The organism is Psychromarinibacter halotolerans (assembly GCF_029168315.1).
Taxonomy (GTDB): Bacteria; Pseudomonadota; Alphaproteobacteria; order Rhodobacterales; family Rhodobacteraceae; genus Psychromarinibacter; species Psychromarinibacter halotolerans.
Window position 1 is genome coordinate 108,482 of record NZ_JARGYD010000010.1, and the last position, 25,508, is coordinate 133,989.

26 protein-coding genes are annotated in these 25,508 nt (G+C 67.2%); 16 read left to right on the forward strand and 10 right to left on the reverse strand.

The window, feature by feature from the left end; translation table 11 throughout:
• Positions 1-3 precede the first annotated feature (3 nt).
• The 5 genes from P1K30_RS20310 to P1K30_RS20330 are packed head-to-tail and all read left to right on the forward strand — an operon-like array spanning position 4 to position 4,437.
• Positions 4-1,005 carry a TRAP transporter substrate-binding protein gene (locus tag P1K30_RS20310; RefSeq protein ID WP_275634612.1) on the forward strand — a complete coding sequence of 334 codons (1,002 nt, stop codon included), beginning with the start codon at positions 4-6 and terminating at the stop codon, positions 1,003-1,005.
• Positions 1,002-1,490 (forward strand): TRAP transporter small permease, encoded by a 489-nt coding sequence (locus tag P1K30_RS20315; RefSeq protein WP_275634613.1) that lies wholly within the window; start codon positions 1,002-1,004, stop codon positions 1,488-1,490. Before P1K30_RS20310 ends, P1K30_RS20315 begins: the two co-directional genes overlap by 4 nt.
• Positions 1,487-2,779, forward strand: coding sequence for a TRAP transporter large permease (locus P1K30_RS20320; protein ID WP_275634614.1), 1,293 nt, complete (start codon positions 1,487-1,489; stop codon positions 2,777-2,779). The genes P1K30_RS20315 and P1K30_RS20320 overlap by 4 nt, the downstream gene beginning before the upstream one ends.
• 30 nt (positions 2,780-2,809) lie before the next feature.
• A complete protein-coding gene (locus P1K30_RS20325; protein WP_275634615.1) occupies positions 2,810-3,952 on the forward strand; it encodes an aminotransferase class V-fold PLP-dependent enzyme in 1,143 nt (380 codons plus the stop codon).
• A complete protein-coding gene (locus tag P1K30_RS20330) occupies positions 3,949-4,437 on the forward strand; it encodes an SRPBCC family protein (protein WP_275634616.1) in 489 nt (162 codons plus the stop codon). Before P1K30_RS20325 ends, P1K30_RS20330 begins: the two co-directional genes overlap by 4 nt.
• On the opposite strand, the gene P1K30_RS20335 is transcribed toward P1K30_RS20330, so the two are convergent.
• Genes P1K30_RS20335 through P1K30_RS20355 form a run of 5 tightly spaced genes read right to left on the reverse strand, consistent with a single transcriptional unit; the run spans position 4,434 to position 10,260 of the window.
• A complete protein-coding gene (locus tag P1K30_RS20335; RefSeq protein WP_275634617.1) occupies positions 4,434-5,708 on the reverse strand; it encodes an amidohydrolase family protein in 1,275 nt (424 codons plus the stop codon). The two genes, P1K30_RS20330 and P1K30_RS20335, sit on opposite strands and share 4 nt — an antisense overlap.
• Positions 5,708-6,652 carry an ABC transporter permease gene (locus tag P1K30_RS20340; protein ID WP_275634618.1) on the reverse strand — a complete coding sequence of 315 codons (945 nt, stop codon included), beginning with the start codon at positions 6,650-6,652 and terminating at the stop codon, positions 5,708-5,710. The genes P1K30_RS20335 and P1K30_RS20340 overlap by 1 nt, the downstream gene beginning before the upstream one ends.
• On the reverse strand, positions 6,652-7,701 hold the full coding sequence (locus P1K30_RS20345) for an ABC transporter permease (RefSeq protein ID WP_275634619.1): 1,050 nt from the start codon (positions 7,699-7,701) through the stop codon (positions 6,652-6,654). The genes P1K30_RS20340 and P1K30_RS20345 overlap by 1 nt, the downstream gene beginning before the upstream one ends.
• Positions 7,691-9,232, reverse strand: coding sequence for an ABC transporter ATP-binding protein (locus tag P1K30_RS20350; protein WP_275634620.1), 1,542 nt, complete (start codon positions 9,230-9,232; stop codon positions 7,691-7,693). The genes P1K30_RS20345 and P1K30_RS20350 overlap by 11 nt, the downstream gene beginning before the upstream one ends.
• A gap of 2 nt (positions 9,233-9,234) precedes the next feature.
• Entirely contained in the window at positions 9,235-10,260 is a 1,026-nt protein-coding gene (locus P1K30_RS20355) for a BMP family protein (RefSeq protein WP_275634621.1), read from the reverse strand.
• Between the two features lie 306 nt (positions 10,261-10,566).
• Here P1K30_RS20355 and P1K30_RS20360 point away from each other — a divergent pair, with 306 nt between their 5' ends.
• From P1K30_RS20360 to P1K30_RS20380, 5 genes are all read left to right on the forward strand, one after another.
• Entirely contained in the window at positions 10,567-11,739 is a 1,173-nt protein-coding gene (locus tag P1K30_RS20360) for a substrate-binding domain-containing protein (RefSeq protein WP_275634622.1), read from the forward strand.
• A 106-nt stretch (positions 11,740-11,845) separates the two neighbouring features.
• A complete protein-coding gene (locus P1K30_RS20365) occupies positions 11,846-12,610 on the forward strand; it encodes an ABC transporter ATP-binding protein (RefSeq protein ID WP_275634623.1) in 765 nt (254 codons plus the stop codon).
• The gene (locus tag P1K30_RS20370; protein ID WP_275634624.1) at positions 12,603-13,325 is read left to right on the forward strand and encodes an ABC transporter ATP-binding protein; all 723 of its coding nucleotides are present in this window, start codon (positions 12,603-12,605) and stop codon (positions 13,323-13,325) included. The genes P1K30_RS20365 and P1K30_RS20370 overlap by 8 nt, the downstream gene beginning before the upstream one ends.
• Entirely contained in the window at positions 13,325-14,356 is a 1,032-nt protein-coding gene (locus P1K30_RS20375; RefSeq protein WP_275634625.1) for a branched-chain amino acid ABC transporter permease, read from the forward strand. The genes P1K30_RS20370 and P1K30_RS20375 overlap by 1 nt, the downstream gene beginning before the upstream one ends.
• A 1-nt stretch (position 14,357) precedes the next feature.
• Entirely contained in the window at positions 14,358-15,410 is a 1,053-nt protein-coding gene (locus P1K30_RS20380) for a branched-chain amino acid ABC transporter permease (protein ID WP_275634626.1), read from the forward strand.
• A gap of 14 nt (positions 15,411-15,424) precedes the next feature.
• Here P1K30_RS20380 and P1K30_RS20385 read toward each other — a convergent pair whose 3' ends face one another.
• From P1K30_RS20385 to P1K30_RS20400, 4 genes are all read right to left on the reverse strand, one after another.
• Positions 15,425-15,766: a hotdog family protein gene (locus P1K30_RS20385; RefSeq protein ID WP_275634627.1), complete on the reverse strand. Its 342-nt coding sequence runs from the start codon at positions 15,764-15,766 to the stop codon at positions 15,425-15,427.
• Positions 15,763-16,116 (reverse strand): MaoC family dehydratase, encoded by a 354-nt coding sequence (locus P1K30_RS20390; RefSeq protein ID WP_275634628.1) that lies wholly within the window; start codon positions 16,114-16,116, stop codon positions 15,763-15,765. Before P1K30_RS20390 ends, P1K30_RS20385 begins: the two co-directional genes overlap by 4 nt.
• Positions 16,113-17,606 (reverse strand): class I adenylate-forming enzyme family protein, encoded by a 1,494-nt coding sequence (locus tag P1K30_RS20395; RefSeq protein ID WP_275634629.1) that lies wholly within the window; start codon positions 17,604-17,606, stop codon positions 16,113-16,115. The genes P1K30_RS20390 and P1K30_RS20395 overlap by 4 nt, the downstream gene beginning before the upstream one ends.
• A gap of 88 nt (positions 17,607-17,694) precedes the next feature.
• Positions 17,695-18,285 (reverse strand): TetR/AcrR family transcriptional regulator, encoded by a 591-nt coding sequence (locus P1K30_RS20400; RefSeq protein WP_275634630.1) that lies wholly within the window; start codon positions 18,283-18,285, stop codon positions 17,695-17,697.
• 285 nt (positions 18,286-18,570) lie between these two features.
• On the opposite strand from P1K30_RS20400, the gene P1K30_RS20405 reads away from it, so the two are divergent.
• Positions 18,571-19,347, forward strand: a complete 777-nt coding sequence (locus P1K30_RS20405; protein ID WP_275634631.1) for an SDR family NAD(P)-dependent oxidoreductase — start codon at positions 18,571-18,573, stop codon at positions 19,345-19,347.
• Between the two features lie 39 nt (positions 19,348-19,386).
• Here the strand turns inward: P1K30_RS20405 and P1K30_RS20410 are convergent, their stop codons facing one another.
• Entirely contained in the window at positions 19,387-20,433 is a 1,047-nt protein-coding gene (locus P1K30_RS20410; RefSeq protein WP_275634632.1) for a siderophore-interacting protein, read from the reverse strand.
• Between the two features lie 479 nt (positions 20,434-20,912).
• Between P1K30_RS20410 and P1K30_RS20415 the strand changes: the two genes are divergently transcribed.
• The 5 genes from P1K30_RS20415 to P1K30_RS20435 are packed head-to-tail and all read left to right on the forward strand — an operon-like array spanning position 20,913 to position 25,439.
• On the forward strand, positions 20,913-22,061 hold the full coding sequence (locus P1K30_RS20415; RefSeq protein WP_275634633.1) for an ABC transporter substrate-binding protein: 1,149 nt from the start codon (positions 20,913-20,915) through the stop codon (positions 22,059-22,061).
• A 52-nt stretch (positions 22,062-22,113) separates the two neighbouring features.
• Positions 22,114-23,034 carry a branched-chain amino acid ABC transporter permease gene (locus P1K30_RS20420; protein WP_275634634.1) on the forward strand — a complete coding sequence of 307 codons (921 nt, stop codon included), beginning with the start codon at positions 22,114-22,116 and terminating at the stop codon, positions 23,032-23,034.
• Positions 23,031-24,014 carry a branched-chain amino acid ABC transporter permease gene (locus tag P1K30_RS20425; protein WP_275634635.1) on the forward strand — a complete coding sequence of 328 codons (984 nt, stop codon included), beginning with the start codon at positions 23,031-23,033 and terminating at the stop codon, positions 24,012-24,014. Before P1K30_RS20420 ends, P1K30_RS20425 begins: the two co-directional genes overlap by 4 nt.
• The gene (locus P1K30_RS20430) at positions 24,007-24,756 is read left to right on the forward strand and encodes an ABC transporter ATP-binding protein (protein ID WP_275634636.1); all 750 of its coding nucleotides are present in this window, start codon (positions 24,007-24,009) and stop codon (positions 24,754-24,756) included. The genes P1K30_RS20425 and P1K30_RS20430 overlap by 8 nt, the downstream gene beginning before the upstream one ends.
• A complete protein-coding gene (locus tag P1K30_RS20435) occupies positions 24,753-25,439 on the forward strand; it encodes an ABC transporter ATP-binding protein (protein WP_275634637.1) in 687 nt (228 codons plus the stop codon). The genes P1K30_RS20430 and P1K30_RS20435 overlap by 4 nt, the downstream gene beginning before the upstream one ends.
• Positions 25,440-25,508 lie beyond the last annotated feature (69 nt).

Consider the following 25,508-nt stretch of genomic DNA (forward strand, 5'->3'; position numbering starts at 1 on the left):
TCCGTGAAAACCATTTTCCGCGCGCTTGCCGTCGCCGGCGCCCTTGCCACGTCGGCCGCGATCCCGGCCTTTGCCCAAGACATCAAGGTCGGGCTGTCGCTGCCCGAGGGCATGGCCGATTTCGACTTCATCAACGGCATGTACGAGACCTTCAAGACCGAGGTCGAAGCCAATTCCGACATGACCGTGGACATCGTCTATGGCGGTGCGCTGGGGGCACCGAACGACCGGCTGGCGCAGATGCGCCGCGGCGTGATCCAGATGAGCGATGCCGCCGACGGCAACATCGCCACCGTCTTTCCCGACATCCAGATCCTGAACATGCCTTACCTGTTCTCCAGCATCGAACAGGCACGCGCCGTGCTGGACGGCGAGTTCGGCGACGCGCTGGCGGAGTCGCTGCGCGAAGAGACCGGCATCAAGGTGCTGGGCTGGTGGGAATCCGGCGGGTTCAAGCATTTCAGCGCCAGCACCCCGATCGCTACGCCCGCCGACATGGAGGGTCTGAAGATGCGCGTTCTCGGCCCGCTTGCCACCATTCCGGTCGAGGCGCTGGGTGCCTCTGCCGCGCCGGTGGCCTTCAGCGAGCTGTACACCTCGCTGAAAACCGGTGTGGTTGATGGGCAGGACAACTCTGTCACCGTCTTCAACCTTGTGAAGCTGTACGAGGTGCAGCCGCACCTGGCGCTGACCGCGCACACCTATGCCTTCGGCCCGCTGGGCATCAACGACGGCTTCTTTTCCGGTCTCGACGCGGACAAGCAGGCGGTGATCATGGCCGCGGCCGAAGCGGCGATCAACTTCAACCGGGACACGTCGAGCGCGAAGGACAGTGCCGCCGTGGACTTCGCCCGCGGGAACGGCGTCGAGGTGCTGGAACTGGACGATGCCGCGAAGGCGGCCTTCGCCGAGATCATGCAGCCGGTCGCAATCGAGTGGCTGAAAGAGAACGTCGACACGCCCGCGCTGGTCGACGAAGCCATCTCGGCCGCTGGCGCCGAGTGAGCCCCGCGCCGATGATGCGGATCGTGAACCTTGTCGACGGGGCCCTGCGCGGCCTCGTCGCACTCTGCCTGATGGCGCTGACCGGGCTGGTGATCTTTCAGGTCGTCAGCCGGTACGTCTTTGGCAGCGTGCCGCTGTTCGCGGAAGAGACCGCGCGGTTCGCGATGATCTGGATGGCGATGATGGCCGCGGCGCTGGGCGTGCGCGACGCCACCAACATCCGCATCGACCTGCTGCCCGCCGCGTTCGGACGCCTGTCGGCCAAGGCGCGGCGCGTGCTGGAGGCGGGACTGGAAACCGTTTCGCTGGCCGTCTTCCTTGTTCTGGCGTGGTACGGGCTGGACGCGATGCTGTTCGCCCACGGGCAGGACAGCCCGGGCATGGGCATTCCGCTGTCGTATCCCTATGCCGTGATGCCGGTCGCCTTCGTCTGCGCCGCGGGCTTCTCGGTGCTGCGGATCGTGTACGGGCCGCCCGTCGAATGACACCGTCGCTGACCGTTCTCATCGTCAGTTTCGTGGCGCTGCTGATCCTCGGGCTTCCCGTGGCGTGGTCGATGATCGCCGCGATCCTTGCGTGGACGCTGTTCACCGATAATTTCTACGCCCTGCCGGTGATCGCCGAACGGGTGTTTCAGGGCATGGACAGCTTCGTGCTGATGGCCGTGCCGCTGTTCATCCTTGCGGGCGAGCTGGTCAATGCCGGGCGCATCACCGAACGGCTTGTGTCCTTCGCCAACGCGCTGTTCGGCTGGATGCGGGGCGGGCTGGCGCAGGTGAACGTCGGCGCCTCGATCCTGTTCGCGGGGATCACCGGGGTCGCGCTGGGCGACATCGCCGCGCTGGGGCGGATCTTTATCCCGGCGATGGTGCAACAGGGCTATTCCGCCGCCTACGCCGCTGCGGTGACCGCGTCGTCCTCGATCATTGGGCCGATGGTGCCACCGTCGCTGATCGCGGTGATCTACGGGTCGATGACCGACCTGTCGATCGGCGCGCTGATGGCGGCGACGCTGGTGCCGGGCCTGCTGATCGGCGCGGCGCAGATGCTGCTGATCGCGGTACAGGCGCGGCGGCAGAACTTCCCGACGGTCGAGATGGACCGCAGCCCGCGCGCGATGACCCGCGTCACCGGGCAGGCGATCCTGCCGCTGATGCTGCCGGTGATCATCCTTGCGGGGATGCTGGGCGGGCTGATGACCCCGACCGAGGCCGGGGCCGTCGCCGCGCTGTATGCCGCGCTGATCTCGCTGGTGCTGTACCGCGCGATCCGCGTTCGGGACCTGTGGCCGGTGTTCGGACGGTCGGCGCTGTTCTCGGGGCAGCTGCTGATCATCGTCGGATGCGGTGCCGCGTTCAGCTGGGTGATGGGGATGGAGAACGTCCCGCGCCTGATCGGCGGCCAGATCGAGGGCATGGGCCTAGGCTATGTCGGCACCATGCTGATCTTCAACGCGGTTCTGCTGGTGCTTGGCATGGTGATCGACCCGACCACGGTGATCATCCTGTTCGGCCCGCTGCTGTCCGCCGCCGCGATGCACGCGGGCATCGATCCGCTGCACTTCGGCGTCATCGCCATCCTGAACCTCAACGTCGGCCTGCTGACCCCGCCGCTGGGCGTGTGCCTGTTCGCGGCCGAGCGGCTGGCGGGGTGCGGCCTGATCCCGCTTTTGCGCGAAACGGCACCCTTCCTGTTGGTGTCGCTGATCACGCTTGCTATCGTCGCCGCCTTCCCCGGCCTCAGCCTTTGGCTGCCCACCCTGATGGGCTTCTGACCCCTACCCCAATACGGAGACCTTCGCGCCATGACATCCAACACCGACGGCTCGGGCTATTTCCTGTACCACTCGATCGGCATGTACCCCGGCAAGTCCGAGGCGATGGCGGCGGCACTGACCGATTACGCGCAGACATGGGGCACGCCGGACGACAGCCAGTGGCCGCAGGTGCTGGGCGGGCGGCAACGATTCATCGACCTGTGGTGCCAGCTGATCGGCGCCGAGGCGGGGACGGTAACCTCGGCCGAGAACGTGACCACCGCGCTGCTAAGCCTGATCGGCGGCCTGCCGGAGGACCACCTGCGCGGCCGCAGCCTGCTGGTGGCGGGCGACTGTTTCCCTAGCCTGCATTTCCTGCTGGCCGGACTGGCGCCGCGGCTGGGCTTCACCCTGCACACCGTGCCGCTGCGCGAGGGCGAAAGCTGGGTGCGCGACGAGGACATGATCGCCGCGTGGGACGACACCGTCGGGCTGGCGCTGCTGACCTTCGTGACCTCGACCGCGTCGCACCGGTGCGACCTTGAAACGCTGGTGGCGCACGGGCGGAAGATGGGCAGCCTTGTTGGGGTCGACGTCACGCAGGGGATCGGCCTGCTGCCCTATCGCGTCGACGCGCCCGCCGTGGACTTTACCGTCTCGACCAGTCTGAAATGGCTGGGCGGCACCTCGGGCGCGGGCATCCTGCACGTCGCGCGCCCCTTGCTGGAACAGTGCCGCCCGGAACTGCGCGGCTGGTTCAGCCAAGAGAACCCGTTCTCGTGGGATCTGGATGCCTTCACCTTCGCGTCCGACGCACGGCGGTTCGACCACGGCACGCCCTCGGCGCTGGCCTGTCTTGGCTCGGTTCCGGCGCTGGAATGGAACGCGGCGCAGGACGGAGCGGCGATGCTGGCGCACAACCGCGCGCTGTCGCGGCGCATTCTGGACGCCGCGCCCGAACTTGGCCTGACCCCGGTCAGCCCGGACGACGACGCGCGCCGGGGCGGCAGCGTCATGCTGCGTCTGCCCGAAGGACCGGAACCGGCCAGCGTTGTGTCCAGCCTGCGCGAGGTCGGGCTGTACACCGACTGCCGGGGCCGCACCCTGCGCCTGTCGCCCGGATCTGTCACGACCGAGGACGGGGTGAACCGCCTGCTGGGTGCGCTGGCGCAACTGCGGGCGCCTGCATGATCACCGCGCCACAGGATCACGGCCACGCGGTCTCGGCGCGGCTAGACGTTCCGGCGGACACGGCCTTTGCCTTCGTGTCCGACCCGATCGCGCTGGGAGGCTGGTCGCTGGGCTGCATGAACACGGCCCCCGTGCCGGGTGCGCCGGGGATCTACGCCGGACGGTCGCTGTTCGACGGGTCGGAAACGCGGTTCGCCATCGCGGCGGACCCGGACCGGCGTATCGTCGATTTCCTGCTGGGCGAGCCGGGCGCGATGGTGCCGCGCATCTCGATCCGGGTGGTGCCCGCCGAGGTCTGCGGACTGGACCCCGCGCAATGCCTTGTCACCATGTCGGCGTGGCGCGGGGCGGATATGAACGACACCCGCTGGCAACAGCTGTGCGCCTGCCACGAGGCAGAGATCCACCTGATCCGAGGCCAGTGCGAGGCCGCCGCCGCAGGCCAGCCCGTGCGCCCCTTCGCAACCGTCGAACGCGGGCGTTAGCCGCCGCGCCGGCGGCGCACCGCATCGGGGCGGCCCGGGATCGACAGCGCCCCGTCGCCCCGCGCGGACCGCGACACGACCTTGCCCTTCGACACCACCGCCAACCGGGACGGACGCAGCCGCACCGCCTCGGTCGGGTCGGCGGCGTCCAGCACCACCAGCGACGCCATGCAGCCCTTGGCCAGCCCGTAGCCGTCCAGTCCGACGATCTTGGCGTTGGTTTCGGTCACCATCGTGAAGCAGCGCGCCATCTCGTCGGGGTGGGTCATCTGGGCGACGTGCAGCCCCATGAAGGCCACGTCCAGCATGTCGGCGGTGCCCAGTGAGTACCACGGGTCCAGCACGCAATCCTGCCCCCAGCCCACGTCGATGCCCAGCGCCTGCATCTCTTTCACCCGCGTCAGCCCGCGCCGCTTGGGGAAGGTGTCATGCCGCCCCTGAAGCACGATGTTGATCAGCGGGTTCGGGATCGCGGCGACGCCCGCCTCGGCGATCAGCGGCAGCAGCTTCGAGACATAGTAGTTGTCCATCGAGTGCATCGAGGTCAGGTGACTGCCGGTCGCCCGGCCGCCAAGGCCCAACCGCTGCACCTCGTAGGCCAGCGTCTCGACATGGCGGGAATGGGGATCGTCGGTTTCGTCGCAGTGCAGGTCGATGGGCAGGCCGCGATCCGCCGCGATCTCGCACAGGTCGCGGACCGAGGCGGCGCCATCGGCCATCGTGCGCTCGAAATGCGGGATGCCGCCGACCACGTCGACGCCCATGTCCAGCGCGCGGATCACGTTCTGGCGGCCCGTGGGCGCGCGGTACAGCCCGTCCTGCGGGAAGGCGACAAGCTGCAGGTCGAGATAGGGCTTCACCTTCTCTTTCACCTCAAGCATCGCGGTCACGGTGTTCAGGTGATCGGGGGTGGTGTCGACATGGGTGCGTACCGCCAGCAGGCCCATCGACACCGCCCAGTCGCAATAGCGCAGCGCGCGCTCGACCATCTCGTCCACGGTGGCGATGTCGCGCAGTTCGCCCCACAGCGAGATGCCTTCCAGCAGCGTGCCCGAGGCGTTCACGCGCGGCAGGCCGTAGGACAGCGTGGCGTCCATGTGGAAATGCGGGTCCACGAAGGGCGGCGCGACAAGGTCGCCGGTGGCGTCGATCACCTCGCGCGCGTCAGCGTCGATCTTCGGCGCGACCTCGGCGATGCGGTCGCCGGTGATCGCGATGTCGGCCACCTGGCCGTCGGGCAGCGTGCCGCCCTTTACCAGCAGATCGAACATCAGCGTTCCCCCTTGTTGAACGGCACCATCAGCGCGGCGGGAACCTCGGCCCGGCGCGACATGATCACAAGGGCAAGGATGGACAGGATGTAAGGCATCATCAGGAACACCTGGTAGGGAAGGACACCGCCCACGCTGGTCTGTTGCAGGCGGATCTGGAAGGCGTCGAAGGCGGCGAACAGGATCGCGCCCAGCAGCGCCTTGCCGGGCCGCCACGCGCCGAACACCACCAGCGCGATGCAGATCCAGCCGCGTCCGTTGACCATGTCGAAGAAGAAGCTGTCGAAGGCCGACAGGGTCAGGAACGACCCGCCCACCGCCATCAGCCCCGACCCCACGATCACCGCGCCCATGCGGATGCCGGTGACCGACAGTCCCTGCGCCGCCACGGCCGAGGGGTTCTCGCCCGCCGCGCGGACGGCAAGGCCGACCGGCGTGCGGTACAGCACCACCGCCACCACCGCGACCATCACGAATGCGGCGTAGGTCAGCGGCGTCTGGTTGAACAGCGCCGGGCCGATCAGCGGGATCTTCGACAACAGCGGGATCTCGACCGGCGTGAAGGCCTGGATCTTCGGGGGCGAAGACACCTCGGGCAGCACGACGCGGTAGGTGTAGAAGGTCAGCGCCGTGGCGAGCAGGGTCAGCCCGACGCCGACGACATGCTGCGACAGCCCGAAGGGCACCGACAGGATCGAATGCACACAGCCCAGCGCCATCCCGGTGGCGAAGGCCACCGCCACCCCGCCCCACAGCGGCAGCCCGGCCCAGACGGCGATCCAGCCCGCGAAGGCGCCCGCGACCATGATCCCCTCGATCCCGAGGTTCAGCACGCCCGCGCGTTCGCAGATCAGTTCGCCCAGCGTGGCGAAGATCAGCGGCGACGCGATGCGGATCGCGGCGGCCCAGAAGCTGGCGGACAGAAGGATGTCGAGGAATTCCATCAGTCTCTCCGCACGCGGAACTTGGTCAGCAGGATCGCCAGCACCATCAGCAGCAGCGCCGTCGCCAGCATGATGTCGGCAAGGTAGGTCGGCACGCCCACCGCGCGGCTCATGCTGTCGGCGCCGACGAAGATCGCCGCGACGAACAGCGCCGCCACCACCACGCCCAAGGGGTGCAGCAGCGCCAGCATCGCCACCACGATCCCGGTGTAGCCATAGCCCGGTGACAGATCCAAGGTCAGCGACCCCTTCAGCCCCGCCACCTCGGAAAAGCCCGCCAGCGCGGCAAGGCCGCCCGACAGCAGCGCGGTCTTCAGGATCACCGACATCACCGGCATCCCGGCAAAGCGCGCGGCTTCAGCGTTCTGGCCGACCGCGCGCATCTCGAAGCCCAGCGTGGTGCGGGTCTGGATGAACCAGACCGCAACGGCGGCGATCAGCGCCAGCGCGAAGCCCCAGTGCAGGCGCAGCCCCTCGACGATGCGCGGCAGGCGCGCCTCTTCGATCAGGCGCGGCGACTTGGGCCACCCCATGCCCATCGGGTCCTTCAGCGGGCCTTCCAGCAGGTAGGACACGAACAGCAGGAAGATGAAGTTGAACAGCAGCGTCGTGACCACCTCGTCCACCCCGAAGCGGGTCTTCAGGATCGCGGGAACCAGCAGCACCAGCGCCCCGGCCAAAGCGGCGGCCAGCCCGATCACCGGGATCAGCACCGGCGCCGGAAGGGTCAGCGCGCCGGTTCCCAGCACCACCGTGACCACCGCGCCTGCGTACAACTGCGCCTCGGCCCCGATGTTCCACAGCTTCGCGCGGAACGCGACGGCGACGGCAAGGCCGGTGAAGATCAGCGGCGTCGCGCGGTTCAGCGTTTCCAGCAGGGCGAACTTCGATCCGACCGCGCCTTTCACGATTTCCCCGAACACCCGCAGCGGGTCGCCCCCCGCGATCATCGCAAGAAGCGCGGCGACCGCGAAGGTCGCAACGATCGCCAGCGCCGGAGGCGTGGCACGGCGGGCGAAGCTGGGCGCTTGGATCGGTTCAAGCCGCATGGGTCGTCTCCTCGAACCCGTGGCCCGCCATCCATGCGCCAAGGTGCTCGGGTTTCATCGTGCCGCGCGCAAAGGCGGGCGACAGGCGCCCTTCGGAAATGACGTGGATCACGTCGGACAGGCGCTGGATCTCGTCCAGGTCTTCCGAGATCAGCAGCACCGCCGCCCCGCGCGCCCGCGCCTCGGCCAGCTGACCGTGCACATAGTTCACCGCGCCGATGTCCAGCCCGCGCACCGGCTGGTTCGCAAGGATGATTTTCGGCTCGCCTTCCAGCACGCGGCCAAGGATGAGCTTTTGCATGTTGCCCCCCGACAGCAGGCGGATGCGGGTATCGCGCCCCGGACAGCGCACGTCGTACTTGTCGATCAGGTCGCCCGCAAAGCGCCGGGCATCAGGCCAGTTCATCCAGCCGCCCTTGCTGAAGCCGGACCTGTAGGTCTCAAGGATCGCGTTTTCCGTCAGGTTGAAGTCGGCGATGGTGCCGGTGTGGTGCCGGTCCTCGGGAATGCGGGCGATGCCTTCTGCAATGGCGGCGCGCGGGGTCCAGCTGCGCGGCGTCGACCCGGCCAGCCACATCTCTCCCGCCGCCGGGATCTCTAGCCCCGCGATCAGGTCCGACAGCGCGCCCTGACCGTTACCCGACACGCCCGCCAGTCCGGTGATCTGCCCTGCCCGCAGGTCCAGCGACACGTTGCGCAGACCGGTCGCCCGACCCTCGCCCGAGGTGCTGACGTCTTTCAGCGAAAGCAAAACCGGCCCCGGCTGGGTCGGCTCGAAGCTGGGCGCGGTGACCTCGGCCCCGACCATCAGCGCGGCCAGTTCCTCGCGGGTGGCGCCCTTGGTCGCGCGCTCCGCGACCAGCCGACCGTGCCGAAGGACGACGACGCGGGATGCGATGGCCAGCACCTCGTGCAGCTTGTGGCTGATGAACACGACGGACAGCCCCTGCCCCACCGCCTCGCGCAGGGTGGCGAACAGGGCGTCGGTTTCCTGCGGCGTCAGCACGGCGGTGGGTTCGTCAAGGATCAGGATCTTCGCGTCGCGGTACAGCGCCTTCAGGATCTCGACCCGCTGGCGTTCGCCGACCGTCAGGCTGCCGACGCGCGCGTCAGGGTCGACCTTCAGGTGAAACCGGGCCGACAGATCGCGGATTCGCGCCCGGACCTTCGCAGGACCCAGCGACGCCGCGGTCAGCCGGTCGACGCCCAGCACGATGTTCTCCCAGACGGTCAGGTTGCCGGCCAGCGTGAAATGCTGGTGCACCATGCCAACCCCGGCGTCCAAGGCCGCGCGGGGACGGCCCGGCGGCAGACGCTCGCCGAACAGCTCCACGTAACCCTCGTCGGCGGTGTACTGGCCGAACAGGATGTTCATCAGCGTGGTCTTGCCCGCGCCGTTCTCGCCCAGCAGCGCGATCACCTCGCCGCGGTGCAGATCGAACGAGACCCCGTCGTTCGCGACGACGGGGCCGAAATGCTTGGTGATGTTGGAAAGGCGCAGAACGGGCTGCGCCGGGCCTGCGCCTTCCATGATCACATCGACGTCGGTTCTTCGTCGTTGATCTCGACGGTGAACTCGCCCGCCTTGATCGCGGCCTCCTTCTCGGCCACCAGCGCCATCGCCTCTTCGGGGACCTTGCCCTCGAAGGTGCCCAGCGGCGCCAGCGAACTGCCGCCCTCTGCCATGAAGGAATATACGCCATAGTCGGCGGCGGTGAACTCGCCCGCCTTCACGGCGGCGATGGCGGCATCCAGCGTCGGCTCGAAATGCCACAGCGCCGAGGCGACGACGGTTTCGGGATAGTCGGACTGCGTGTCGATCACGTTGCCGATCGCCAGCAGGCCGCGCTCCTTGGCCGCATCCGACACGCCGAAGCGTTCGGCGTACAGCATGTCCGCGCCGTTCTCGATCATCGCGAAGGCGGTTTCCTTGGCCTTGGGCGGATCGAACCACGAGCCGATGAACGACACCTGGAAGGTGATGTCCGGGTTCATCTCGCGCGCGCCCGCCATGAAGGCGTGCATCAGGCGGTTCACCTCGGGGATCGGGAAGCCGCCGACCATGCCGATGTTGCCCGTTTCGGACATCGCGCCGGCGATGATGCCGGACAGGTAGCTGGCGTCCTGGATGTAATTGTCGAACACGGCGAGGTTCGGGACCGCCGGGTCTTCCTTGAAGGACGACCCCATCAGGAAGGCCACGTCGGGATAGTCGGCGGCGACCTCGCGGGCCTCTTGCTCGACGCCGAAGATCTCGCCCACGATCAGGTCATAGCCCTGTTCGGCGTATTCGCGCATCACGCGGGGATAGTCGGTGTTCGCGGTGTTTTCCGAGTAGGTGTACTCGATATCGCCCCGCTCTTGCGCGGCCATCGCGGCGATGTGGATGCGGCTGACCCACTGCTGCTCGACCGGCACGGTGTAGATCCCGGCGACCTTCAGCGTCTCTTGCGCCCAAAGCTTCGACGGAGACAGGGCGCCGGCCGCAGCCAGCGCGGTGGCCGAACCGGCCAGAAAGCGGCGGCGGGATACCGGCGCGGGAACGAGAAGTTTCGACATGTCAGATGATCCCCCAGGTCTGTGTGGACTCGCCCTTTCCAGAGCTTGTCCAAACGGTAAAATTTTGCCCGCCGGACGCAAGCGCGGCGCGACGGCGGCGTGGCAGCGCGCCGGTCCTGTTCATTTATCTGGCACAACTTGCACCGACCGCACAAGAACTCAGCACACCAAGCGACCCACTTCTCGCCTGGGCGGTCGATCCGGCGCTTTGGCGGCGCGACAGACCCGCCTGCGTTCTTGACGTGAATGCTGATTCATGTTTCACAATTCAGCAAGATCACCGGACCTGAAAGGGAGGAGTCCAGGATGAGGAAGATCCTTGCAGCCGGAAGCATGGCGCTGTTGCTTGCCAGCCCGGCTTTCGCCGAAATCCGCATTGCCCATGTCTACGGCAAGACCGGCGCGCTTGAAGCGTATGCCGAACAGTCGCACATCGGCCTGATGCTGGGGCTGGAATACGCCACCGGCGGCACGATGGAGATCGACGGCGAGCCGATCGTCGTGATCGAGAAGGACACCCAGCTGAAACCCGACGTCGGCAAGGCCGTGCTGGCCGAGGCCTACGGCGACGACGACGCGCATATCGCGGTCGGTCCCGTCAGCTCGGGCGTGGCGCTGGCGATGCTGCCGGTGGCCGAGGAATACGAACGCCTGCTGATCGTCGAACCGGCGGTGGCGGATTCGATCACCGGCGCGAACTGGAACCGCTATATCTTCCGCACCGGCCGCAACTCGTCGCAGGACGCCATCGCCAACGCCGTAGCCTTGGGCGGCGACGGCGTGACCGTGGCGACGCTGGCGCAGGACTATGCCTTTGGCCGTGACGGCGTGGCGGCATTCAAGACCGCGCTGGAAGCCACCGGCGCGACGCTCGCGCACGAAGAATACGTGCCCACCGACACCACCGACTTCACCGCCGCGGCGGAACGCATCTTCAACGCGATGGGTGACATCGAGGGCGAGAAGAAGCTGTTCATCATCTGGGCCGGCGGCGGCAACCCGATGTCCAAGATCAACGCGATGGACCCCTCGCGCTTCGGCATCGAGATCGCCACGGGCGGCAACATCCTTGCGGCGCTGACCGCCTACAAGGAACTGCCGGGCATGGAAGGCGCGACCTATTATTACTACGAGATCCCGGACAACGACGTGAACGACTGGCTGGTGACCGAGCATATGGAACGCCACGGCACCCCGCCCGATTTCTTCACCGCAGGCGGCATGGCCGCGGGGATCGCCATCGTCGAGGCGATCAAGAAGGCCGGCACCTACGAAGATACCGAGGCGCTGATCGAGGCGATGGAAGGCATGGAATGGGACGGCCCTAAAGGCCCGATGATGTTCCGCGCCGAGGACCACCAGGCGCTGCAGACCATGTACCACTTCGTGACCGAAGTTCAGGACGGCAAGGACTATGGCGTCCCGGTGCTGGTCCGCGAACTGGGCATCGAAGACATGGACATCCCGATCAACAACTGATCGCGGACCTGGGCGCGCGACCCAAACGTCGCGCGCCCTTCCCTCCCCCTTCCCCAGTTCCTTCGCCCGCAAACGAACCGCAGACGAACCGCAGCCGAAAGCCCCCATGACCCGGACCCTTCTGGAAACCGACGGCCTGACCGTGCGCTTCGGCGGCCATGTCGCGGTGGACGCCGTCACCTGCGCCTTTTCCGCCGGCCAGCTGACCGCCATCGTCGGCCCCAACGGCGCGGGCAAGACGACCTATTTCAACCTGATTTCCGGCCAGATCGCCGCCACCGCCGGGACCGTCCGCCTGATGGGCGAGGACGTGACCCGCACCTCTGTCGCGGAACGCTGCCGCAAGGGGCTTGGCCGCGCGTTCCAGCTCACCAGCCTGTTCCCGGACCTGAGCGTTCTGGAAAACGTCCGGCTGGTCATTCAGGCGCATCAGCGCAAGGGCTTCGGGCTGTTCTCGATGGCGGACTCGCATGTCGAACTGACCACCCGCGCGATGGCGGTGCTGGACCGCGTGCGGCTGGACACCCTGAAGGATCAGAACGTGTCCGAGCTAAGCCACGGCAACCAGCGCAAGCTGGAAGTCGCGATGCTGATCGCGCTGGACCCGATGGTCTATATGTTCGACGAACCCACCGCCGGCATGAGCGTCGACGAAGCGCCCGTCGTGCTGGATCTGATCGCCGAGCTGAAACACGACACCGACCGCACCATCCTGCTGGTCGAGCACAAGATGGACGTGATCCGCACCCTCGCCGACCGCATCATCGTGCTGCACAACGGCGCGCTGGCCGCCGACGGCGACCCGGCGACGGTCATGGCCTCGGACGTGGTGCAAGAGGCCTACATGGGCCGGGAGCTGACCGATGTCTGATCCGATCCTGACGCTAAAGGGCGTCCACACTGACATCGCCCAGTACCACATCCTGCAGGGTGTCGACCTTGAGGTCCCGCGCGGTCAGGTGACGATGCTGCTGGGCCGCAACGGCGTCGGCAAAACCACCACGCTGCGCACGATCATCGGCCACTGGCAGGCGAAATCGGGCGAGATCGCCTTTGACGGCGCCGCGATCACCGACATCCCCACGCCCGCCCGCGCCCGCGCCGGGATCGGCTTCGTCCCCGAGGACATGGGCATCTTCACCGACCTGACGGTCGAGGAAAACATGATCCTCGCCGCCGCCTCGGGCCCGCTGGACAAGGCGCGCCTCGACTGGATCTTTGCCGCCTTCCCGCCGCTGAAAACCTTCTGGCGGTCCGAGGCGGGGAACCTGTCGGGCGGCCAGAAGCAGATGCTGTCCATCGCCCGCGCGATGGCGGAAGAGCGCAAGCTGTACCTGATCGACGAACCCACCAAGGGCCTTGCCCCCGCCATCGTGTCGACGATGGCCGGCGCGCTGCGCGACCTGAAACGGCAGGGCGCGTCGGTGCTGCTGGTGGAACAGAACTTCTCGGTCGCCAAGGCGCTGGGGGACACTGCCGCCGTAATGGACGACGGCCGCGTCGTCTGGACCGGCGCAATGGCGGAACTTGCCGCCAGCGCCGAATTGCAGGAACGCCTTATGGGCCTGAGCATGGAGGCGCACTGATGTCCGCCGCCCCCGATCATAAGCCGACCTTCGCCGACCTGTCGTTGTCCGACCGGATCGGAAAGGCCGCGCCCTACCTTCTGATCCCGGTGCTGGTGGTGCTGGGCTTTCTTGCCATCGGGTCGACGTCCAGCTGGCTGACCCTAACGGTGTCCGGGCTGGCGATGGGGATGATGATCTTCATCATGGCATCTGGCCTGACGCTGGTGTTCGGGCTGATGGACATCATCAACTTCGGCCACGGCGCCTTTATTTCGGTCGGCGCCTTCGTGGGCATCACCGTGCTGATCTGGCTGGGCGGCTGGACCGGCGCGCCCTCGCTGGTGCTGAACGTCGCCGCCGTCCTGCTGGCGGTGGTCGCCGCCATGTGCGTCACCGGCGCGCTGGGATGGGGGTTCGAGCGGGTGATCGTCCGCCCGGTCTATGGCGCGCACCTGAAGCAGATCCTTGTGACGGTGGGCGGGCTGATCGTCATCGAACAGCTGATCCACGTTGTCTGGGGTCCCGAGGAAATCTTCCTGAACCGCCCCGAGACCCTGAAGGGCGCCATCACCTTCGCCGGTGCCGCCATCGAACGCTATCGCCTGCTGGCGGTGGCCGTGGGACTGGTGCTGTTCATCGCAATGCGTCTGGTTCTGCGCCGCACCCGGATCGGCCTGATCGTCCGCGCCGGTGTGCAAAACGGCGAGATGGTCGAGGCTCTGGGCTATCGCCTGCGGCTGGTGTTCATCGGCGTCTTCATCGCCGGGTCGGCGCTGGCCGGGCTGGGGGGCGTGATGTGGGGCCTGTACCAAGAGGTCATCACCGCCGGCATGGGCGAAGAGATGATGATCCTTGTGTTCATCGTGGTGATCATCGGCGGGCTGGGTTCGGTCGAAGGCGCGTTCATCGGCGCGCTGCTGGTGGGGCTCTTGCAGAACTACATCGCATTCCTTGAACCCAAGCTGGCGCTGATCTCGAACATCGGGCTGATGACGGCCGTGCTGATGTGGCGCCCGCAGGGGATGATGCCGGTGGTGAAGGCGAAGTGACATGCTGACCAGATTGCTTTCCGGCGACAAGCCGCGTTCCACCGTCCTGACCGTCCTGCTGCTTGTCATCCTTGTTGCGCTGGCGCTGGCGCCGTTCCTGTTCCCCGGCGTTCGGTCACTTGAGACGGCGGCGCGGATCTGCATCTTCATCGTGCTGGTGGCCAGCTACGATCTGCTGCTGGGCTACACCGGCATCGTCAGCTTCGCTCACACCATGTTCTTCGGCCTTGGCGCTTATGGCGTGGCGCTGTCCTCGGTCCACATGGGCCGGGGCTGGGGCGCGCTGCTGACCGGCACCGTCGCGGGGGCGCTGGCGGCGGCGGTCCTTGCGCTGGTGATCGGGCTGTTTTCCCTGCGCGTGCGGGCGATCTTCTTCGCGATGATCACGCTGGCGGTCGCCTCGGCGGTCGCTGTGCTGGTCAGCCAGCTGTCCGGCCTGACCGGCGGCGAGGACGGGCTGAACTATCAGATCCCGCGCGAACTGACCCCCGCCTTCCGGCTGGGCGAACTGTTCGGCGTCCGGGTCAACGGCAAGGTGCTGAACTACTACCTCGTGTTCGGTGCCTGTCTGGTGCTGTTCCTGCTGCTGCTCAGGATCGTGAATTCGCCCTTCGGCCGGGTGCTGCAGGCGATCCGCGAGAACGACTTCCGCGCCGAGGCGATCGGCTATCGCGTCGTCTGGTATCGCGTCACGGCGACCTGCCTGTCTGCGGCGGTCGCGGCCATCGCGGGCAGCCTGTTCGCGATCTGGCTCCGCTATGTCGGCCCGGACACCACGCTGAGCTTCGAGATCATGCTGGACATCCTGCTGATGGTGGTGATCGGCGGCATGGGCACGATGTACGGCGCGGTGCTGGGGGCGACGATCTTCGTGCTGGCGCAGAACTACCTGCAGTCGCTGATGGGCGTGGCGTCCGAGGCGACGCAGGGCCTGCCGCTGATCCCGGACCTTCTGGACCCGAACCGCTGGCTTCTGTGGTTGGGCGTGCTGTTCATCCTGAGCGTCTATTTCTTCCCGACCGGCATCGTCGGACGCCTTCGCTCGGGGCGGTGAGCGAACAGGATTTTCTAGAAGATCGTGTCGACACCCGCCTTGACCAGCGAACGGCCTTCGCAGACCAGCACGCCGTCGGCATGGCAGGTGGCCCATAGATCCACCAGCCGCGTGTCGGGGCGCAGCCGGGTCACCGTCACCCGCGCGACGATTTCGGCATCCGGCGGCGCAGCGGCCGGGAAGGCAAGCGACTGCTTGAGATAGTTCGTCCCCTGCCCCGGCAGATGCATCCCCAATAGCATCGAGATCAGCGCGGCGAGCAGAGGCTCGGGCACCCGGTCGGCCGCGCACAACGCGGACAGCTCGGCCGGGGTGAACCGGCGCCGCACCTCGGCAGAGTGTCCGACGTCGATCATGCCAGCTCGGCCCGGCCGGTGAAGACCTCTGTCCCGTCCTCGCGCACGGCGACCAGAAGCACCGACCCCGGGGCATGGCCCACGACCGACAGGTGGATCGTGTCCTGCGCGAAACAGGGGGCCGGGAACATCATGTCATGCGCGACGTGACGCGCGTTCGGACAAGCGCGCGTCAGCATGGACCACAGCTTTGCATAGATCAGCATCCCGTGGCTGACGGTCCGGCCAAACGGCGTCGTCGCCGCGAACTCGGGATCGACATGGATCGGGTTCGCGTCGCCGGACAGGGCGGCGAAGGCGTCGAACTCTGCCTGCGTCGGGCACCACACCTCGGACAGGTCCAAGTTCATGTCAGCAACTTCCGAAGCTCGGGCTTGCGTACCTTTCCGGCGGGCGTGCGCGGGAAGTCGTCCAGCAAGTTCACCAGCTTCGGCACCTTGTAAGCCGCCAGCCGGTCGCGGCACCATGCCCGCAGTTCCGCCGGATCCGGCGCGGCGGCGGGCCGCGCGATCAGGAAGGCCGCGCCGACTTCGCCCCAGCGGTCATCGGGCACGCCCACGACCGCCGCTTCCAACACCGAAGGATGGTCGTTCAGGATGCGTTCGACCTCTGCCGGATACACGTTCTCTCCGCCAGAGATGAACATGTCGGTCATCCGGTCGACGAGGTGAAAGTACCCGTCCGCATCCCACCGCCCGACATCGCCGGTGTGCAACCAGCCGTCCGCGTCGATGGCTGCCGCAGTCGCCGCCGGGTCGTCGTAATAGCCGGGGGTCACGTTCGGCCCGCGCATCAGCACCTCGCCCGCCATGCCCGCCCGTTCCGACCCCGGCGGAACGCCGTCCAGCCGAACCTCGGTCAGCATCTGCGGCCGTCCGACCGAGCCGATTTTCTGTTCCGCGTGTTCGGCATCCATCAGGAACACGGTCGGGCCGCTTTCCGTCAGCCCGTAGCCGTTCAGCACCCGCGCCCCGCGCGCGGCGAAGAAGCGGATCAAGGGTTCCGACAGCGGTGCGCCCCCACAGCCGAAGCGGGCGCGGGACCAGTCCACCGCATCAAGGCCGGGCGACAGGCTGAACGCCTGATAGATCGCCGGGACGCCGAAGAACTGCGTGACCTGCCCGCTTGCCAGCAACGCCAGCAGCGCCGCCGCGTCGAAGCGTGGCAGGATCGTCGTCGAGGCCCCGGTCAGGAAGGCTGGCAGCGTGTACAGGTTGATGCCCGCCGTGTGGAACAGCGGCAGATAGTTCACCGTCGCGTCGCGGGCGGTCAGACCCACCGCCTGCCCGATGTTGACCGTGTTGGCCCACGCCATGCGGGCGGTGTTGATCACCGCCTTGGGCCGCCCGGTGGTGCCCGAGGTGAACAGAAGGTACCAAGGCCGGTCGCCATCGACCGCCTGCGCCGGGCCGGAGGGGTCCAGCCGCATCCAGCGGGCCATGTCGGTTTCGATCTCGTGCACCACCATGCCCGACGCCGCCGCCAGAGCGCGGGCGCGCCGGGTGTGCAGCGCATCGTGCAGAATTCCGCGCGGCGCCGCGGGACGGACCGTCACCACAAGTTCGCGCAGGGGCTGGCGCCAGTTCAGCGGGCACAGGATGACGCCAGACTTCTGGCAAGCGAACAGCGCGATGAAGAATTCGGCCCGGTTCAGGCAGATGATCGCCAGCCGGTCGCCCTTGGCATAGCCCGCCTCGCGCAGGCCGCGCGCCATGCCGGACGCGGCGCGGTCGATTTCCGCGAAGGTCCAGTCGCGCCCGGTGCCCGCGTCGCGGAAGGCGACGACGTTCGGGCTGATCTCGGCGCGCTTGGCGGCCATGTCGGGGACGCGGTCGAACATGGCGCGCATCTTCGAGCGATTCTGCCAACCGGTCCACACGTCTTGCGCCTTGTGCCGCAACGGCGTTTTCGCCCGGCCCGGCGGCGGATCAGGGGGACAGGCCGTCCCGCATCAACGCGAAGGCGTCTTCGACGACGTGATCGATGTCGGGCTTGTCTTCCCACAGCACGAACCGTTCGCCCAGCTTGATCGCCATGCCCATCAGGGCCCACGCACGGACCTCGGGGTCGCCGGGGCCGATTTCTCCCTTGGCCTGCGCGCGCTGCAACTGAACGACATAGGCGCGACCGAAGCTGTCGTAGTAGGCGCGGTAGACTTCGGGGTCGATGAACCGCGCCTCTTCGACGATGCGGTACAGCGCGGGACGGTCGGCGGCGAACTGCAGGAACGCGCGCAGACCGGCCTTCTCTGCCTCCAGCCGGTTGGATGCGCCCTGCACCGCTTCCGTAACGCCCGCGCGGGTCAGGCGGCCCATTTCCAGCACCAGTTCGCGGAACACCTCTTCCTTGCTGGAAAAGTAGATGTAGAAGGTGCCAAGCGCCGTTTCCGCCCGCCGGGTGATGTCGGCGATGGACGAGGCGGCGAAGCCCTGCTCGCCGATCACCGCCTCGGCGGCACGCAAAAGCGCCTCGCGCCGCGCGGCGCCTCGCTTGGTCTTGGGTGCTGTGGGTCCCGACATGGATCATGAATACTGATTCATGTTTCAGCTCTCAAGAGAAATCGCACCGCCGCATCGGCGAAAAAGCCCGGAAACCGACGCGACCGGCGCGCAAAGATGCATTTGAATAATTGCGTTAAATCCCTTCGGGCGGAACACGTTGACACGCTTGCGGACGGCTCACACAGTTCGCGCCATGCAGGCGGGGACCATCGCACCCCGCCCCGCCGGAACCGAACCACGACCCGCACGACACGATGCGCGGCCCGCTTCGGGCACCGTGCCAATGACCGACAAGGGGGTCCGATGAGTTACTGTTTCGATCTGTCCGGCAAGCGCGCCTTCATCACTGGCGGCAGCCGAGGACTGGGGCGCGAGATGGCGCTGGCGCTGGCCGAGGCCGGTGTCGACATCGCGCTGGTGGCGCGTCCGTCCGACTCGTTGCAGAAGACCGCCGAAGACATCCGCGCCTTCGGGCGCACCGCTTGGACGCTAGAGGCCGACCTTGGCGACATGGGACAGTGCGAAGACGTCTGCAACAAGGCGGTGGCCGAGATCGGCGGCTTCGACATCCTGCTGAACAACGTCGGCGGGCGGTTCGTGAACGTGCAGACCGAGGATCTGGATCTGGACACGTGGCGCCAGTACATGGACCTGAACCTGACCTCGACCTACATCTGCGCGCGCATTCTCGGCAAAGCGATGATCGACGCCGGCAAGGGCGGGCGGATCATCAACATCGCGTCGATCAACGCGATGATCGCCGGGCGCGGCATTGGCGGGCGGCACTATGAGACCGCGAAGGCGGGGGTGCAGCAGTTTACCCGCACGCTGGCCGTGGACTGGGCGAAGTACGGGATCACCGCCAACGCGATCTGCCCCGGCCTGTTCGGGACCGAGCAGAACGAGCACTGGAAGAAGGTGAAGCCCGAGATCATCGAGGGCCTGATCGCCGACATCCCGATGGGCACATGGGGCACCCCGAAAGATCTTGGCGCGCTGGCGGTCTACCTTGCCTCGGACGCGTCGCGGTTCATGACGGGCGCCAGCCTTGTGATCGACGGCGGCCATACCTGTCAGTAGACCGCTTCGGCCCGGCTCCGCCAGTGCGCGACCTTGGGCTCAGCCGACCCAGAACGCGCTGAACGAGCCTTGGGTCGCGGGCAGGTCCCACTTGTTGTGGAACATTTTCTTGGCCTTGCGCATCAGTTCCGGCTCTGCCGCGACCCACACGAAGACACCTTCGCCCCGGCGCGGCGGCAGCGCCATCAGCGCCTGCCACAGGTCCTGCCCTTCGGACCGCAGCAGCCATGTCACCGACATGCCGGCTGGCAGGGGCAGATCGCAGATATCGGCGGCATCGCCAAGCTCGATCAGGACGTCGCCCGTCCGGTCCGGCGCGGACTGTTCCAGAATCCTGCGGATCGCGGGCAGCGCCGTGTCGTCGCCGGCCAGAACAAGGTCGTCGCCCGGCGGCAAACGCCCCCCACCCGGCCCCATGATCGCCACCTGCGCGCCGGGGCGAACAGAGCCCGCCCACATCGCGGCACGGCCGTCGCCGTGCTGGTAGACGTCGAAGGCGAACCGCCCCGCGTCGGGGTCGAGCGATACAAAGGTATAGACGGCGCGATGCAGCGTGTCGTCGCCTTCCGGCCATACGGTACGGCCCCGGGTGCCGATACGCGGCCAGACCGCCGCGCGCCCCTCGGGCGGCAGCAACAGCGAAAAGTGCATCCCGCCCTCAAGCAGCGTATCGACGCCATCGCACTGCATTTCCAGCCGCACGAAATTCGGCGACTGCTGGGTCACCGCCTGCACGGTGGCGAAGTGGAAATTGGGCGGCAGATCCTGCGTTGTCTGTGCCCCGTGCCACGTCATCGACGCGGTCTCGGGGAAGACGTGATCCAGCATGTAGGCCACGCTTTCGCGCATCTGGTAGGCGAACAGCGTCGTTGGGGCCGCCACCTCGACATCCAGCTTGTCCTGACCGACCCACATGTTCACGGTCGCCATCGGATAGGTCACCGTCACCCCGTCTTCGTGCCGTTCCAGCGGGCCGCCGATTTCCGCGACATGAGACTCGATATCGTCCAGAAGACGCGACGGGATCGCGCCCGTGTAGCGTGCGGCGGTAATTTGGGTCAGCGGATCGGAAGAAGAGGACGTCATCGGGGGGTACCATCGGTTTGCCGGGGTTCGGACCGGCGCGGCATTGTCGTATATGGGCATGAGCCCGGATAACCGCCGCCCTCCCCAAGCGCCGGAGGCGGCAACATAGGTTTGTTGCATCACAAAGCAACTGACTATCAGGGGTTGTGACGCAGCGTTTCCAATATCTTAATAGCGATATAGTTCGCGCGTTGCCGAAAGTCTTACCGCCGCGCAACCGCCGGGTGGCGGGCGGTCAGGGACACCCGATGGCGGCGCGGGTCCTGTACACGACGCAAAGGATGCACGGAATAACGGCGCGGACGACGCATTCAGGGCGCGGGCGCCCCCGGTGGGCACGAAGATCTATCAAACGCATGTACCTGCGCGCAAATTCGGCTATCCATACCGATGACGAAGCAAAACCGCCGCACGATCTGCCGGGCAGCCATCGCGACAAGGCGGGACTTCGACAACGGGACAACGCAGGGAGAACGCACATGTCCATGAAAACAAGTCTTGCCGCGGCGGCGCTAGCGGCACTGGCCACCACCTCGCTGAGCACGGGCGCGCTGGCGCAGACCAAGGTCGGGATGATCACCACACTGTCCGGCGGCGGCGCCAGCCTTGGCATCGACATCCGCGACGGTTTCATGCTGGCCATCGAGGACGACGGCCGCGACGGGCTTGAGATCATCATCGAAGACGACCAGCGCAAGCCCGACGTGGCGGTGCAGATCGCGGACGAGATGATCCAGTCCGAGAAGGTCGACATCCTGACCGGCATCGTTTGGTCGAACCTTGCGATGGCCGTGGTGCCGTCGGCGACGGCGCAGGGCAAGTTCTACCTGTCGACCAACGCCGCCCCCGCGCAGCTGGCCGGTCGTGGCTGCAACCCGCTGTATTTCTCGGTGTCCTACCAGAACGACAACCTGCACGAGGCCGCTGGCGCCTATGCCAAGTCCGAAGGCTACACCAACCCGTTCATCATGGCCCCGAACTATCCCGCCGGTCACGACAGCCTGAACGGCTTCAAGCGTTTCTTCGAGGGTGAACTGGCCGGAGAGATCTATACCGAGCTGGGCCAGACCGACTATGCCGCCGAGATCGCACAGATCCGCGCCTCGGGCGCCGACAGCGTGTTCTTCTTTCTGCCGGGCGGTATGGGGATCTCGTTCCTCAAGCAATACGCGGATTCGGGCGTCGAACTGCCGGTGCTGGGCCCGGCGTTCTCGTTCGATCAGGCGATCCTGCAAGCGGTCGGCGACGCGGCGCTTGGGGTCAAGAACGGCTCGAACTGGTCGAAGGATCTCGACAACGAGGCGAACGCCGCCTTCGTCGCTGCCTTCGAGGAAAAGTACGACCGCCTGCCGTCGCTGTACGCCGCCTATGGCTATGACACCGCGAACCTGATGCTGTCGGCGCTGGACGTGGCCGAACCGTCGGATCAAGAGGCTTTCCGCGCCGCGCTGGCCGCCGCCGACTTCGACAGCGTGCGGGGCGATTTCGCCTTCGACACCAACCAGCACCCGATTCAGGACATTTACGTCCGCGAGGTGATCAAGGAAGGCGACATCTACACCAACAAGATCGTCGGCACTGCGATCGAGGATCGGTCCAGCGCCTACGTGGACGAGTGCTCGATGTAAGACGCGTGTGGCCCGGTCGCGCGCCGGGCCACCCATTCGACGAAGGCCGAAGATGTCCCCCATTCTGATCGCAGAGCAGGTCCTGAACGGCCTGCAGTTCGGTGTGATGCTGTTCCTGATGGCCGCCGGGCTGACGCTGATCTTCGGCGTCATGGGGCTGATCAACCTTGCCCACGGGTCGCTGTACATGGTCGGCGCCTTCGCTGCCGCCGCCGTGGCGGGCGCGACGGGATCGTTCCTGCTGGCGCTGGTCGCGGCATTGGTCGCGGCCGCGCTGGCGGGCGCGCTGGTGGAACTGGTGGTGATCCGGCGGCTGTACCACCGCGACCACCTTGATCAGGTGCTGGCCACCTTCGCGCTGATCCTGATTTTCTCGGAAGGCACCCGCTGGCTGTTCGGGTCCTTCCCGCTGTACCTAGACATTCCGTCGTGGCTGTCGGGGCCCGTCACCCTGCCCGGCGGCATCCAGTACCCGCTGTACCGCCTTGCGCTGATCGCGCTGGGTCTGCTCGTGGCGCTTGGGCTGTGGCTGCTGATCTCGCGCACCCGGATCGGCATCCAGATCCGCGCCGGCGAGAATGACCGCGAGATGATCGCGGCGCTGGGGGTCGACATCTCGAAGCTGTACACGCTGATCTTCGCGCTGGGGGCCGGGCTTGCGGGTCTGGCCGGTGCGCTGGTGGGCGCGATCCAGTCGGTGCAGGTCGGCATGGGCGAGCCGGTGCTGATCCTTGCCTTCGTGGTCATCGTGATCGGCGGCATCGGCTCGATCCGGGGCGCGCTGATCGGCGCGCTGCTGGTGGGGCTGACCGACACGCTGGGCGGGATCTTCCTTCCCGAACTGTTCAAGCTGTTCGCGGACCCCGCGACCGCCACCGCCACCGGGTCGGCCTTTGCCTCTATGGCGATCTACATCCTGATGGCGGCGGTGCTGGTCTGGCGGCCCACCGGCCTGTTCGGAGCCCGCGCATGACGCGCGAGACCGCCGTAAACACCGTGATCCTTGGGCTGCTGATCGCGGTGCCCGCATGGGCGCTGTACGCGGACGAACCCTTCACCATCACGCTGGCCACCCGCGCCGTGATCTTCGCGCTGGCCGCGGTCGGGCTGAACATCGCGCTGGGACTGGGCGGTCTGGTCAGCCTTGGGCACGCGGTGTTCTTCGGGATCGGCGGCTACGCGATGGGCATCCTTGCCAGCCACGCGCAGAACTATACGCCCCTGATGGAATGGCCCTTCGTGCTGGAAGGCACCAAGTCGATGCCGGTCATCTGGCTGACGGCCATCTTCGCCTCGGCGCTGGCCGCGCTGCTGATCGGAATACTCGCCCTGCGCACCTCGGGCGTGTACTTCATCATGATCACGCTGGCCTTCGGGCAGATGATCTATTTCTTCGCGATCTCGTGGCCTGCCTACGGCGGCGAGGACGGGCTGTCGATCTACGTCCGCAACGAGTTTCCCGGGCTGAACACGCTGGTGCCGATCCAGTTCTACGGCCTGTGCCTTGCCCTGCTGCTGGTCGTGCTGGGCCTGAACGCGTTGCTGGCGCGGTCGCCCTTCGGGCTGGCCCTGAACGCCGCGCGGCAGGTGCCGCACCGGGTCGAGACTGTAGGCCTGAACCCCGTGCGGCTAAAACTGGTCGCGCTGGTCATCTCGGGCGCGGTCACCGGGCTGGCCGGGGCGCTGTTCGCGGACCTGAACCGCTTTGTCAGCCCCACGATGCTAAGCTGGCAGATGTCGGGTGAAATCATGGTGTTCGTCATCATCGGCGGCGTCGCACGGCTGTTCGGCCCCGTCGCGGGCGCGGCAATCTTCGTGCTTCTGGAACACTTGCTGGGGGGCGTCAGCGATTATTGGCAGGTCTTCCTTGGCCTTGTGCTGCTGCTGATCGTGCTGTCCGGCAAAGGTGGCGTGATCGGGATGCTGGCCGGACGGGGGCGGACCCATGACTGAGCCCGTCCTGTCCACCCACGGCATCACCCGAAGCTTCGGCGCGCTGAAGGCCAGCGACGACATCTCGATCGACCTGCAACCGGGAGAGATCCACGCGATCATCGGCCCGAACGGCGCAGGCAAGTCGACGCTGATCGGCCAGATCAGCGGGTCGCTGACCCCCGATGCCGGCACCGTGCGCTTCCTTGGGCACGACGTCACCCGCGAGACGGTGCGCGCCCGCGCGCGGCGGGGGCTGGGCCGGACCTTCCAGATCTCGGCGCTGGCGATGGAGGACACGGTGCTACAGAACGCGCTGCTGGGGGCGCTTGGCGCGTCTGGGCGGCCGTGGCGGTTCTTCGGCGCGGCGCTGCGCACCCGGGACCTGCGCGACCGGGCCGAGGCAGCCCTGGACCGCGTGGGCCTTGCCGACGTCGCCAGCGTGCGGACGGCCGAGCTGAGCCACGGACAACGGCGTCTGCTGGAGGTCGCGGTGGCGCTGACGCTGGACCCGAAAGCCTTCGTGATGGACGAACCGATGGCGGGGCTTGGGCCCGAAGGTTCGAAACAGCTGACCGGCTTCCTCGACACGCTGCGCGCCGAGGCCCCGATCCTGCTGGTCGAACACGACATGGACGCGGTGTTCGCGCTGGCCGACCGGATCAGCGTGCTGGTCTACGGCCGCGTCATCGCGACCGGCACGGTGGACGAGATCCGCGCCGACCCCGCGGTGCGCGACGCCTATCTGGGGGACACGGCATGACGCTTCTGTCGCTGGCCAACGTGACCGCCGCCTATGGCGCCAGCCAAGCCTTGTTCGGCGTCGACCTGACTGTGTCCGAGGGCGAGGCGGTCGCCTTCATGGGCCGCAATGGCATGGGCAAATCCACCACGGTGAAAGCGATCTGCCGGATGCTGCCCGCCCACGGGACGCTGGTGTTCGACGGCCACGACCTGACCCGCCTGCCCAGCCACCGCGCCGCGCGGCTGGGGATCGGGCTGGTGCCCGAGGGCCGTCGCTGTTTCCGCGACCTGACGGTGGCCGAAAACCTGACCGCCGCCGCCCGCCCCGGCCATTGGGACCGCGCCCGCGTCACCGCCCTATTCCCCCGGCTGGGCGAACGCCTGACCCAGCGCGCCGCGTCCCTGTCGGGGGGCGAGCAACAGATGCTGACCATCGGTCGCGCGCTGATGACCAACCCCCGCCTGCTGATCCTTGACGAGGCGACCGAGGGGCTGGCCCCCATCGTCCGGCAAGAGATCTGGGCCGCCATCGCGACCCTGAAGGCCGAAACCGGGATGGCGATGCTGGTGATCGACAAGTCGCTGGCCGAACTGCGTACCGCCTGCGACCGCGCCGTGATCCTTGAACGCGGCCGGACCGTCTGGGCCGGGCCCTTCGCCGACCTGACCACGGATATCTCCGAACGGCATCTGGGCGTCTGACGCCCGGGAACCGGTTTGACACCCTCCGGTCCCGGCTCCAATCATGGCGGGCACACGCGAGGGAGGACG